The 11,937-nt window shown below is 60.8% G+C and carries 10 protein-coding genes and 1 tRNA gene; 6 read left to right on the top strand and 5 right to left on the bottom strand.

Annotated elements, in window-relative coordinates; all coding sequences use genetic code 11:
• Nucleotides 1-42: 42 nt before the first annotated feature.
• Nucleotides 43-1,317, bottom strand: a complete 1,275-nt coding sequence (locus tag M6I34_RS08275) for an MFS transporter (RefSeq protein ID WP_272485222.1) — start codon at nt 1,315-1,317, stop codon at nt 43-45.
• Nucleotides 1,318-1,440: 123 nt separating this feature from the next.
• Between M6I34_RS08275 and M6I34_RS08270 the strand changes: the two genes are divergently transcribed.
• From M6I34_RS08270 to M6I34_RS08260, 3 genes are all read left to right on the top strand, one after another.
• Nucleotides 1,441-1,519: transfer RNA gene (locus M6I34_RS08270), tRNA-Ile, on the top strand.
• 170 nt (nt 1,520-1,689) lie between these two features.
• The gene (locus M6I34_RS08265) at nt 1,690-2,190 is read left to right on the top strand and encodes a hypothetical protein (RefSeq protein ID WP_272485221.1); all 501 of its coding nucleotides are present in this window, start codon (nt 1,690-1,692) and stop codon (nt 2,188-2,190) included.
• Nucleotides 2,191-2,197: 7 nt separating this feature from the next.
• Nucleotides 2,198-2,449, top strand: coding sequence for a hypothetical protein (locus M6I34_RS08260; protein WP_272485220.1), 252 nt, complete (start codon nt 2,198-2,200; stop codon nt 2,447-2,449).
• Between the two features lie 83 nt (nt 2,450-2,532).
• Here M6I34_RS08260 and M6I34_RS08255 read toward each other — a convergent pair whose 3' ends face one another.
• From M6I34_RS08255 to M6I34_RS08245, 3 genes are read right to left on the bottom strand one after another with little or no spacing between them, the layout of a single operon-like run.
• Nucleotides 2,533-3,465 carry a Kiwa anti-phage protein KwaB-like domain-containing protein gene (locus M6I34_RS08255; protein WP_272485219.1) on the bottom strand — a complete coding sequence of 311 codons (933 nt, stop codon included), beginning with the start codon at nt 3,463-3,465 and terminating at the stop codon, nt 2,533-2,535.
• Nucleotides 3,456-4,049, bottom strand: a complete 594-nt coding sequence (locus M6I34_RS08250) for a hypothetical protein (protein ID WP_272485218.1) — start codon at nt 4,047-4,049, stop codon at nt 3,456-3,458. Before M6I34_RS08250 ends, M6I34_RS08255 begins: the two co-directional genes overlap by 10 nt.
• A gap of 17 nt (nt 4,050-4,066) precedes the next feature.
• Nucleotides 4,067-4,324, bottom strand: a complete 258-nt coding sequence (locus tag M6I34_RS08245; protein WP_272485217.1) for a hypothetical protein — start codon at nt 4,322-4,324, stop codon at nt 4,067-4,069.
• A 276-nt stretch (nt 4,325-4,600) separates the two neighbouring features.
• On the opposite strand from M6I34_RS08245, the gene M6I34_RS08240 reads away from it, so the two are divergent.
• The 3 genes from M6I34_RS08240 (at nt 4,601) to M6I34_RS08230 (ending at nt 10,651) form a co-directional block, all read left to right on the top strand.
• A complete protein-coding gene (locus M6I34_RS08240; protein ID WP_272485216.1) occupies nt 4,601-6,151 on the top strand; it encodes a type I restriction-modification system subunit M in 1,551 nt (516 codons plus the stop codon).
• Nucleotides 6,152-6,254: 103 nt separating this feature from the next.
• Entirely contained in the window at nt 6,255-7,448 is a 1,194-nt protein-coding gene (locus tag M6I34_RS08235; RefSeq protein WP_272485215.1) for a restriction endonuclease subunit S, read from the top strand.
• Complete coding sequence (locus tag M6I34_RS08230) at nt 7,445-10,651, top strand: type I restriction endonuclease subunit R (protein WP_272485214.1); 3,207 nt, start codon at nt 7,445-7,447, stop codon at nt 10,649-10,651. Before M6I34_RS08235 ends, M6I34_RS08230 begins: the two co-directional genes overlap by 4 nt.
• A 171-nt stretch (nt 10,652-10,822) precedes the next feature.
• On the opposite strand, the gene M6I34_RS08225 is transcribed toward M6I34_RS08230, so the two are convergent.
• On the bottom strand, nt 10,823-11,917 hold the full coding sequence (locus tag M6I34_RS08225) for an SEC-C domain-containing protein (protein WP_272485213.1): 1,095 nt from the start codon (nt 11,915-11,917) through the stop codon (nt 10,823-10,825).
• Nucleotides 11,918-11,937 lie beyond the last annotated feature (20 nt).

The raw sequence follows: 11,937 nt of genomic DNA, 5'->3' as shown, positions 1-11,937 counted from the left end.
CCTCGATCTCCGTTGCGAGCGCCACGGCGGCGCCGCGGGGGTTCAGTGCGCCGCGGCGCGCCGCTGCAGCAGCCACGCGAACACCGCGCCGGTCGCCGCCAGCCCGAGCGCCGTGGCCACGAACACGGGCGCGAAGCCGGCCGCCGGCACCGCGCTCGCCGCCAGCGTGACACCCGCCGACTGCCCGATGAACAGGCACATCGCGAACAAGGCCACCGCGGTGCCGCGCACCGAGGGCGCCATCTGCGTGGCGTGCGTCTGCAGCGTGTTGTGAAGCATCTGGTAGCCGAGCCCGATCAGCACGCAGGCGATCACGCCGGGAACGAAGCCCGGCGCCGCCGCCACCAGCCCGAAGCCCGCGGCCAACACCAGTCCGCCGGCTAGGGCCAGGCCCTTCTCGCCGAAGCGCCGCAACAGCCGACCCGCATTCAGCGTGTAGGCGAAGCCGCCGAAGCCGAAGCTGCCCACGATCGCGCCAGCCAGCCAGATCGGGATCCCGGCGCGCTCGTGCAGCGAGGTCGGGATGAAGGCCAGCGCGCCGAACGCGAACAGGCCCTCGATCGCTACGATGGCGAGGATCGCGCGGGCCCAGGCGGAGCGGAGCACCACAGCGTAGCGGGCCAGCGCGCCGGAGGGCACGGACGATGCGCCGGCGCCCGGCGGGGGCTGCACGGCGCTCGACCCGGCGGCATCGGGCGTGGCGCGCGCGGCTGCGCCACCGCTCGCCTCGGGCCCTTCAGTGGCGGCCTGGGCGCTCGCGGCAGCCCCTGCGCGCACCACGGCGCGCAGCTTCCAGCCCGCCGTCGCGAAGATCGCCGCCAGCAGCACGAAGGCCGAGCGCCAGCCCAGCGTGTCGGCCAGCAGGCCGCCCAGCGCCTGGCCCAGGATCAGGCCCAGGATCGTGCCGTTCAGGAAGCGCGCGAGCGTGGCCTGCCGCTGCGCGTAGGGCACCGTGTCGCCGACCCAGGCCATCGACAGCGGGATGATCGCCGCCGCCATCGAGCCGGTGACCAGCCGCGCGGCCTCGAGCATGGCCAGCCCCGGCGCCAGCGCGCACAGCAGCGAGGCCAGCGCGGCGGCCATGGCTGCGCCCGCGATGTAGCGCGCCTTGCCGATCCGGTCGCCCAAGGGGCCGTGCGCCAGCTGCGAGAAGCCGTAGCCGATCGTGTACAGCGTGACCACCCCGGCCGTGCTGGCCGCGGTGGTGCCGAAGTCGTCGGCCAGCGCCGGCAGCATCGGATCGCAGATCCGCATCGACGCCATGCTCGCGAACGAGGCGGCGGCGAGCCAGAACAGCGTGCGATCGGACTGGGTCATGGAGGGCGGTGCGGCGCGGAGAGGGCAGGGGCGTAACGATACCGGAAGGGTCGGCCGGGGCCGGTTTCCCGCGCGGCGGATCGAGACGGCCGGCCGATCCCGAGCGGGTATCATCGGCGGCGCGGGCCTCTAGCTCATGCTTGGTTAGAGCAGCGGACTCATAATCCGTTGGTGCTGGGTTCGACTCCCAGGGGGCCCACCAGATTGCGGAGTGGGGTGCGGATGCCGAACTGAGGGGTGGCAGGTAGCCAAGCCCTATTCCCGGATGATCCCTGAACACGCAGGATAATTGTGCGTCGGCCTCCTCTTCTTCAAACCCTTATTGCGATCGGGATCGCTCTCCTGGTCAGCCATGCACGTGCCGAGGTGACAGTGCTCGGCGTCACCATCGACCAGTCCACGCTGGATGACGTGAAAGGATCGATGCCGGCCGGGGCAATGGCTTACGTAGTGCCTCCTATCGACAGGGTCGATCTTCCTGGCGCGAACGGGCTAGTCGTTACGGGGACCGATGCTTTCGGCGTTACGGGCCTTCAAACCGTCTACTACAGTTTCGGCCCCGATCGGCGACTTAAGTGGTTGTCGATGACGCTGCGTAGTGACCGCTGGGACGCGGTCCTTCAGACGCTATCGGAGAAATATCAACCTGCGCCTGAAAAGGAAACCAATGCGGCCGTAGCTAAGGCACTAGGAATGGAAGGTCGCTACTTCGTGTTCGGTGCCGGCGATGTGCGGATCACCCTCTCGCCGGACATGGCTGCGCCGACGATGATCTCCGTTACGTACAAGCACGTTCCGTATGCGAAAGCGGTGAACGCTAATAACAGTCGCGCCGACGAAGAGCTGCGAAAGCGAGAGGCAAAGAAGTTCTGACGCGCGAGTGCTGGTCATCGAGGATCGCCTGAACGAACTCGATCTCTACCTTCGGCCGGCGGTGATTCCGCCACCGGGCGTGAATGTTTCATTCGCGTGGACTCGTGCCTTCGACGATCGGGCTTACGTGGCCGGGCACGGCCCGCAGGCGCGAGACGGCAGCATCGCCGGCCCGTTCGGACGTGTCGGTGCTGAAGTCACTGCCGAGGAAGCGAACCGAGGTTCACAACGTGACTCCCAAGGGCACGCCAAAAACTGAGAAAGCAAACATCTTGGGGTTGGCCTTCTACGATGGAGTCGCCATATCGCCACCATCACCAGGCGAGCGGTGACTGGCACTGCTCACTGCCCCACGGGTGTGGTTGAAGGCACGTCGTACTGATTGTCCGAGAGTTCCGAGCGCAGACGGTGATCAAGCAGGACGTGCAAGATATCGCGCATCTTCTCTGGGGTAGCAACGATTCTCCCTTGATCATCAAACTGGATGCCCCACCCACGTAGCCCATTGATCTCGCGGAGGCGTGTCATGTAGTCGGGGTTTTTGTAGTACCCCCGCGCTTTAATCACGGCGATTCGGCGTAAGTGCGTAGCATTTTTCCCGATGAAGGCGTCAAACACAGTGAAGTCTGCAATCGCCGCTGAGAATCCAGCCTCCTGTTTCAGTGCAGCGTAGGCCTCCTCATAGGTATCCTTGTGGTTCAGCAGTGATTCAAAGGCTGGCTTGTTCGTCATGAGCACGTATTCGCCAACCACGAAGAAATCAAAACTTCGAGAGATGCTGAATGACGGGCTGTCCATGATGTCGAGCCCAGCCTCGGTGAAGAAGATGTTCATCATCCCCTTCTTCTTGCGAGTAGCCCAGTCTGCGTTCGCCTTCTTGACACAGTAAATCACCGATTCACCGTGACGTAGGCGAAGCACATACCCAGCGGCATTGTTCAGTTGCTTGACGTTTTTCACCGAGCATTCCTCCGAAGGCTGGTCAATCAGTCCTTGGAGGCTTGGGAATAGCGTCTCTTCGCGGCGTACGGCAAGAAAGCCGTCCTCGCTGGTTTGGCTGAGTAAGCTGTATTCCTCGGCAAGTGTGTGGCTAGCTTGGTAACTCTTTGCCAGCGCCTTGAGCTGATCCCTCAGGGCACCTCCCATCACAACGGACACCGCTGTAAAGGGATTCATTTTTCCCGTCGCGGGACGCTTTTTGAAGACCCAAAGCGATGCTCTTGACTCAGCAACATCAAAGGCACCGAAGGATTGCAGAGCTTCCGCTATTGACATTTTTCTCCCCGATGCAGAACGTAAATCCCATGGACCAAGCAGGACTCAAGGTGATCACCAGGCTTGACTTGTTCTCTGGAAAGCGCCCTCACGCAGCGCTTGCGCCCCTCGGTCACGATGTTCAGTTCGTACAGCTGCCAGCCAGCCACCAGCAAGAAGGGGTTCATCAGAATCTGACCAGATCGGTAAGTGATGGCGAACATCAGCACGACGAACAGCAAAAAGCCGAAGAACTTTCCATCGACGCCCAAATCGAGTCCCATGAAAGAGACAACGTAAGGGAAAACGTAGTTGATGAGATCGTTCGGGACCGACTTCGAGTCGACGACCTCCAGACTTGAATAGCCTGAGAGGTTCTTCATCAAGATCATGAAAATGATAAGACTTACGGCACAAATCCCGAGGAGGCCAAGGGCTCTGCTGGGGTTTGCAAGCTCGGGAAGATAGCAGGAAGAAGCCGCCGTAATTCTGCAAAGAGGAGCCTGCCAAGATGTCTCTTTAATGTCCTGTATCAGTAGGATCAGGCTTAACGGGAAATAGGAGCCCAAGAACAAGATCAGAGCGGGAAGTAGGCGCAATTGCATGTGAAAGTCCTGTCCGGTTACGCCCGAGCCACAAGCGTTTTGCACGCAGCCGAGGAAAGCAACCTCGACACGCTCGCATCAAACGCCCGCTTGAAGTCCGGATCAGACGCATATCGCTTGTAGAGGTCGAGTTCGCGCCGCCGCTCGACGCTGATCGCCTGTTGAATCAGGCGCTTCAGCGCCAGGCGTCGGTTCTGGACGTCCGAGGTGTATTTGACTACTACTGTGGAAGTGGCGCGGTTGATCACGTGCGCGGTAATTTTGATGAGTCCCACCTATTGCTCTTCGGGCGTCGTGAGTCACCCGAGACTTTCGTGCTCCTCGGGAGCTAGTGCGGTTGGAGTTGACGGCCTGAGTTAAATGCTGCTGGCTGAAATGCGGCGAGGTCAAGTAGTTCGGGCTGCTGGCGGACGAACGGCGTTGGCGTGCAGCATCTAGCCGTTGCGCCGGCCTTTTTTTGCCATTCAGAGGGCGAGAATGACATGCTAGATTTCGGCTGCCAAGAGCATGTTGCTTAGCCCGTCATACTCGCTTAAGTGCCTAGTTCACCAATGTCAGTTGATCTGAACCAGATTGAGAACCGCCTGTGGGCCGCCGCTGACCAGTTGTGGGCGAACACCGGCCTGAAACCCTCCGAGTTCTCCAACCCGGTCCTTGGGTTGATCTTCCTTCGCTACGCGGAGAAGCGCTTCCATGAGGCCGAGGCCAAGCTGATGGAGAAGGGGCTGGACGCCTCTGAGATCGAGAAGTTCGACTACCAGGCCGACGGGGCGCTCTACCTGCCCGACAACGCCCGTTTCTCCTATCTGCTCGACCTGGCGGAAGGGCACGACTTGGGCAAGGCCGTGAACGAGGCCATGGCGGCGGTCGAGGCCGAGAACGAGGAGCTGAAGGGCGTCCTGCCGCGCTCCTACGGGAAGCTGCCCAACGCGGTGTTGGTCGAGCTGCTGCGGTTGCTGAACGGCCTGGAGGAAATCGAAGGTGACGCCTTCGGGAAGATCTACGAGTACTTCCTCGGCAAGTTCGCGCTGGCGGAAGGCCAGAAGGGCGGGGTGTTCTACACCCCGACCAGCATCGTCAAGCTCATCGTCGAGATCATCGAGCCGTACCACGGAAAGATCTTCGACCCCGCGTGCGGCTCGGGCGGCATGTTCGTACAGAGTGCGGAGTTCGTCAGCCGCCACAAGAAGCGGGCCGCTGAGGAGTTGACCGTCTTCGGGGCCGAGAAGGCCAACGATACGGTCAAGCTGGCGAAGATGAACCTCGCAGTGCATGGCCTGTCCGGGGACATCCGGGAGTCCAACACCTACTACGAGGACCCGCATAAGGCCCTCGGAAAGTTCGACTTCGTCATGGCGAACCCGCCGTTCAACGTCTCGGGTGTGGACAAGGCGCGGGTGAAGGATGACCCCAGGTTTCCCTTCGGCATCCCGACTACCGACAACGCGAACTACCTCTGGATCCAGCTGTTCTACACCGCGCTGAACGAAAGGGGGCGCGCCGGTTTCGTCATGGCGAACTCGGCGGGAGACGCGCGGGGTATGGAGCTGGAAATCCGCAAGAAGCTGATCCAGACCGGCGGCGTGGATGTGATCGTATCGGTCGGCCCGAATTTCTTCTATACGGTCACCCTGCCGTGCACGCTCTGGTTCTTCGACAAAGCCAAGGCCAAAGGTGACCGGAAGGACGAGGTGCTGTTCATCGATGCGCGGGGCTTCTATCGGCAGGTCAGCCGGGCGATCCGCGATTTCTTGCCCGAACAGATCGAGCTCATGGCTAATATCGTGCGGCTTTGGCGCGGAGAGGAAGCTGAGACCGAGGCGGGTAGCCAAGAGGCGCTTGGGCAGCAGTTTCCTGAAGGGGTCTACCGAAACATCGCCGGGGTGTGCAAGGCGGTGACGCTCGCGGAGATCGAGGCGCAGGGGTGGAGTCTGAATCCGGGGAGGTACGTTGGGGTTGGCGATCGAGCGGCGGAAGATATCGATTTCTTTGAGCGACTAGAAGAACTCGGTGAAAGGCTTGAATCGCTGAATAGCGAGGCATCGGTTTTGGAGCGGAACATCTCGGAAATGATACTGGGAGTCCTCAGTGCGACGAAGTGATCAGCTCTGGTCGAGGACGACGTTACGCCCCCTCTTCAAAGACTATATAGGCGGAGGGTGGGGGAGCGAGTCCGCGTCAGTTGATTATTATGAGCCGGCGGCGGTGATTCGTGGCACAGATATCCCAGGTGCTTTGATCGGCAACGTGCAGAGCGTTCCTCGACGTTTCCACAAAATCTCCAATCTGAAGTCTAGAAAGCTGGAGGTCGGTGACCTTATCTTCGAGGTATCCGGTGGCAGCAAAGACCAGCCAGTTGGCCGGTCGCTGTATTGCTCTGATCGATTGCTTGCGTCGATTGGGGGCAACGTCATACCTGCGAGTTTTTGTAAGCGAATCGTCCCTGACACCACCTTGGTTGACGGAAGGTTCATTTACTACGTCCTGCGGTGCTTGTATGACGATCGGCGGATTGCTCAGTGGCAGGTTCAGTCCACGGGAATCAGTAACTTTCAGTTTGAGGCATTCTTAGATGAGTGTGAGGTGGACCTGCCTCCTTTAGAGACCCAGCGCCGCATCGCCTCCATCCTGTCCGCCTACGACGACCTGATCGAAAACAACACGCGACGCATCGCAATCCTGGAAGAAGTAGCCCGGAGAATCTACGAGGAGTGGTTCGTCCGCTTTCGCTTTCCGGGGCATGAGCAGGTGAAGATGGTGGAGTCGGAGTGTGGGTTGATCCCAGAGGAGTGGGAACACACCACCCTTGGCGCGGTTTCCGAGTACATCAACCGGGGCTTGACGCCAAAGTACGACGATTTGGCAGATGGAACTGTCATCAATCAGAAGTGCATCCGAGACCACAAGCTGAATTACGATCTGGCTCGCCGACAGTCGAAGGCAATCCCTGCAGACAAGCGCATTCGGTACGGAGATGTCCTGATCAATTCCACAGGCGTGGGAACCCTTGGTCGGGTGGCTCAGGTTCTGGATGAGCGCCCAAACTGCACCGTTGATACGCACGTGACGATTGTGAGACCTGGAAAGCAGGTCACCACGCACTTCTACGGTCTGGCATTGCTCGCGAATGAGCAGTACTTCGAACAGCAGGGGGTCGGTGCCACCGGCCAGACGGAACTTGGGCGTGGGCGAGTGGCTGAAGCTACCTTCATGCTCCCACCCCTGGTGGTTCAAGAGAGGTTCGACGAGTTGGTCGCACCCATGAGGCAGATGACAATTACTTTGACCTCTAAGAACGCCAACCTCCGCGCCACCCGAGACCTCCTGCTACCCAAGCTGATCTCCGGCGAACTCGACGTCTCCTCCCTGCCCGAACCCGAGGAGGCCATCGCCGCATGACCTCCGTTTTCACGGCCAAGGAGGTAACAGCCGGCTATGGGGAGCTCACCCTTGTCGAGATTCCCGCGATCGACTGCTTCGCTTCACTTGGCTGGGAGACCGCCAACCTTTACACCGAAACCTTCGGCCAGGATGGCACCGAAGGGCGAAAGTCCGCCGCCGAGGTTATCCTCGTGCCGCGTCTTCGCAAGGCGCTGGAACGCATCAACCCCGGCTATCCCGCCTCCGCCTACGACCAGGCCATCGAGCAACTGACCGAAGATCGCTCCAAGCAGCTCCCGGTCAACGCCAACCAGGCCTTCTACAAGCTGCTGCGCGACCGGGTGAAGGTGGAGATCACCGACAGCGACGGCAACCCGCAAACGGTCGAGCTGTCGGTCATCGACTGGAACCACCCAGACAACAACGACTTCTTCCTCGCCCAGCAGATGTGGGTGTCGGGCGAGATGTACAAGCGACGCTGCGACCTGCTGGGCTTCGTCAACGGCATCCCGCTGGTCTTCATCGAGCTGAAGGGGCCGCATGTTCCGCTGAAGTCGGCCTACGACGACAACCTGAAGGACTACAAGGGCCAGAGCATCCCGCAGCTGTTCCACCCGAACGCCTTCGTCATCCTGTCCAACGGCTCTCAGACCCGGGTGGGCACGCTCACCAGCCCCTGGGAGCACTTCTTCGAATGGCGGAGGATCGACGACGAGACCGAGGCGGGATCAACGTCCCTTGAGACCGCCATCCGCGGCATGTGCGACAAGCGCCGGCTGCTCGACCTCGTCGAGAACTTCACTGTGTTCGAGACGGCACGTGGCGGGCTGATCAAGAAGGTCGCCAAGAACCACCAGTACCTCGGGGTGAACAAGGCAATCGCCCAGATGGTCAAGCTGCGGGAGTCCGGCGATGCCGAGGCAGCCAAGAAGCTCGGCGTGTTCTGGCACACCCAGGGCAGCGGCAAGAGCCTGTCGATGGTGTTCTTCACCCAGAAGGTGCTGAGGAAGCTGCCGGGGAAGTGGACCTTCGTGATGGTCACCGACCGGTCCGAACTGGACGACCAGATCTACAAGAACTTCACCGCCACGGGCGCGATCACCGGTGCAGAGGTTCAGGCCACCAGCGCCGAGAACCTGAAGCTGTTGCTGCGCGAGGATCACCGCTACGTCTTCAGCCTGATCCAGAAGTTCCGCACCGAGAAGGGCGAGGCCTATCCGAAGATCTCCGACCGGGGCGACATCGTCGTCATCACCGACGAGGCCCACCGCAGCCAGTACGACGTGTTCGCGCTGAACATGAGGAACGCCCTGCCCAATGCGGCCTTCCTCGGCTTCACCGGCACCCCGCTGATTGCCGGAGAGGAGGAGCGCACCCGCGAGGTGTTCGGCGACTACGTGTCGGTCTACGACTTCGCCCGTTCCATCGAAGACGGCGCCACGGTGCCGCTGTACTACGAGAACCGAACGCCCGAGCTGCAAATCGTCAATGACAACCTGAACCGCGACATCGAGAAACTGCTGGAAGACGCGGAGCTCGACGAAGAGCAGGAGAAGAAGCTGGAGCGGGAGTTCGCTCGCGAGTACCACCTGATCACCCGCGACGACCGCCTGGAGGCGATTGCCGCCGATCTGGTGAAGCACTTCCTGGGTCGTGGCTATCGGGGCAAGGCCATGATGGTCTGCATCGACAAGGCCACGGCCGTGCGGATGTACGACAAGGTGCAGGCGCATTGGAGGCGGCACCTGGCCGAACTCCAGGCCCAGCTGAAAACCGCCACCGGCGACGCCAGGGAAACGCTCGCCGACAAGATCGAGGTGATGCAGTCCACCGACATGGCGGTGGTGGTCTCGCAGTCCCAGAACGAGGTCGAGGAGCTGGAGGCCAAGGGGCTGGACATCGTCCCGCACCGTCAGCGCATGGTCACCGAGAACCTGGACGAGCAGTTCAAGGATCCGGACAGTCCCTTGCGCCTGGTGTTCGTCTGCGCCATGTGGATCACGGGCTTCGACGTGCCGACTTGCTCGACCCTGTACCTCGACAAGCCGATGCGCAACCACACGCTGATGCAGACGATCGCACGGGCCAATCGCGTGGCGCCTGGCAAGACGGCCGGTCTGATCGTCGACTACGTGGGCATCTTCCGCAACCTTCAGGATGCACTGCGCATCTACGCCAAGCCCAACCAGCCGGGGCAAATGCCGATCAAGGCCAAGGCGGCGCTGGTGGCGCAACTGGAGGAGCTTCTGCGCGAGGCTGAAGGCTTCTGTGCGGCCCTCGGGATCGACCTGAAGGGCATCGTGATCACCCCGCCAGTAAAGCGTCTGGAAGCCCTTCAGAAGGCGATGGACGTGATCCTCCAGGCAGGGGAGGACAAGACCCGGGCGTATCTGCTGCTAGCGGGTCAGGTGGCCCGAACGTTTAGGGCGATCCTCCCTGATCCGGAAGCCAACGCCCATGCGCCGACCTCGGTGCTGGTGGCTTACCTCGGCGCCATGATCAAGGCCCTGCGGCCGCCGCCGGACATCTCCGGGGTGATGAACGACCTCGACGCGTTGCTGGACGACTCGATCGCCACTGAGGGCTACCGCATCGGTGAGCGACCGGCGGCAGAAGCTTTGATCGACCTGTCACAGATCGACTTCGCCGCCCTGCAAAAGAAGTTCGAGGAAGGCAAGAAGGCCACCGAGACCGAGAAGCTGAAGGGCCAGATCGAGAAGAAGCTGGAGAAGATGGTCCGGGAGAACAAGGGCCGGGTCGACTTCCTGGAGAAGTTTCAGAAACTGATCGAGTCCTACAACTCATCGAGCCACAACCTGGAGGCCTTCTTCAAGGAGCTGATGGCCTTCGCCAAGAACCTGACCGAAGAAGAGCAACGGGCCCACCGCGAGAACTTGACCGAAGAAGAGCTTGCGATCTTCGACCTGCTGACGAAGCCGGAACCCGAGCTGACCGAGAAGGAAAAGGACGAGGTGAAGAAAGTGGCCAAGGAACTACTGGCCAAGCTCAAGGCCGAAAAGCTCGTACTGGACTGGAAGCTGAAGACGCAGACCAAGGCCGACGTCGAGCGGACGATTCGGGATTACTTCATCCAGCTGCCGAAGGCGTACACGGTGGAGCTGAAGAAGGAGAAGCGGGCCAAGACGTTCGCGCATGTCTACGAGAACTACTTTGGGGCGGGGCAGAGCGTGTATCGGGGCGGGGCGGCGGGGGTGCGGTGAACGGCGATCGGCTTGCGGGTAACCGTGAAGATATTTTGTGAGCGGCGTCTATTCCGTGAAACAGAGCCGAAAGCTCACCTGGTGACTGTGAAATGCCCTCGGTGTGAAGCGAACCATCAAATCCTAGGGGGGCGCTAAGAAGCAACCACCGCATGCTATACGGTGAGAAATCTAGCCTAATCGCAGGCGTCGTCCACAGCAGGCGTCAGCGATGCGACCAGAAAAGCACGGACAGGGATCCGTGCGTTTGGTGGTCCATGGGTACAGGCGAAGAATGGTTCGAATGGCGGAGCGACTCTGCAAAGTGAGGTCGGATTCTAGTGTCCCCAATCTTGTGTCGCTCTGCTGGGCAAGCGCGCTGACGGCATGAACGACCTCGAGTGTCTCAAAGAAGATGCTCGCCAACTGTTCAGTCACATATGCGCCTCGCCCCTTTGCTGAATACGTTCGCGTGTATATACGTAGTCCACTTTTGAGCGTCTCGTGGGCGAAGTCTTCGATGCCCAGCGAGAAAATACCGATGTTCGGGTGTGCGAATTCACTCAGGAAGTCATAAACCTTGCGAGTCCCTTTGATCTCCCGGTCAAGCGCATCAATTCCCTTCATGAGATCTCGGGCTTCGAGGGATTGAACGCCTTCGGCGGGTTTATAGGATTTCGAGCGGCCTTGTCGCAATCCCTTAGCTAGTACGTCTTCCCAGTCAATGCGCATGCCCTTGGCCCGGCTTCCGAGTGCGGCGTTTACCGCTACGAGCCACTGAGTGCGTGCCGCGTTATCCGACGAAGGCTTAGGGATGCCCGCAATGTCCTTGTCGAACAGCAGGAGTCCGCCTGCCTGCTCGAGGCTGGCGCGAGATTGCAGCAGTGCAGCCGAGAGTGCTCCACGGTCGATGCAGACCGCGATGATGTCGAGCGCCTCGGAAATCGCCTTCTTCCTCGTCCAACGGAATGCAGCTAAGCGCGTGGCGATCGATCCCAGAAAGTACATGTGCGCTGCAATTGGCAGCGCTACAGTCTGGTCCCCATGCGTGGCCGTAGCAAGGGCGTGACGGAGGGCTTCATTGTTCGCTGTTGCGTTGTGGACGGCCGTGGTCTGACTGGCAGATGGATACTGGTAGATGCAGTCTTGTTTCGGCGCCAGGGCGAGTTGAGCCGATTGAAGTGAGTCGAACAAATTCTTGAAACGGGAATCTTTAGAGATGAGAATCTCACGGAGTCGACCAGTCGCAGGTTCGGGCCCGGCGGTTGTGGAGAGCGCTTCTCGCATGGGGTGCTCCAGTGCGACGC

The sequence above is a fragment of the Zeimonas sediminis genome (assembly GCF_023721795.1).
Lineage (GTDB): Bacteria > Pseudomonadota > Gammaproteobacteria > Burkholderiales > Burkholderiaceae_E > Zeimonas > Zeimonas sediminis.
This window is presented reverse-complemented; position numbering and strand designations above follow the sequence as displayed.

Coding starts and splice junctions, on each gene's coding strand:
- M6I34_RS08240 (WP_272485216.1), top strand. CDS start 4,601: ATGTCAGTTGATCTGAACCAGATTGAGAACCGCCTGTGGGCCGCCGCT.
- M6I34_RS08255 (WP_272485219.1), bottom strand. CDS start 3,465: ATGTCAATAGCGGAAGCTCTGCAATCCTTCGGTGCCTTTGATGTTGCT.
- M6I34_RS08275 (WP_272485222.1), bottom strand. CDS start 1,317: ATGACCCAGTCCGATCGCACGCTGTTCTGGCTCGCCGCCGCCTCGTTC.
- M6I34_RS08225 (WP_272485213.1), bottom strand. CDS start 11,917: ATGCGAGAAGCGCTCTCCACAACCGCCGGGCCCGAACCTGCGACTGGT.
- M6I34_RS08250 (WP_272485218.1), bottom strand. CDS start 4,049: ATGCAATTGCGCCTACTTCCCGCTCTGATCTTGTTCTTGGGCTCCTAT.
- M6I34_RS08230 (WP_272485214.1), top strand. CDS start 7,445: ATGACCTCCGTTTTCACGGCCAAGGAGGTAACAGCCGGCTATGGGGAG.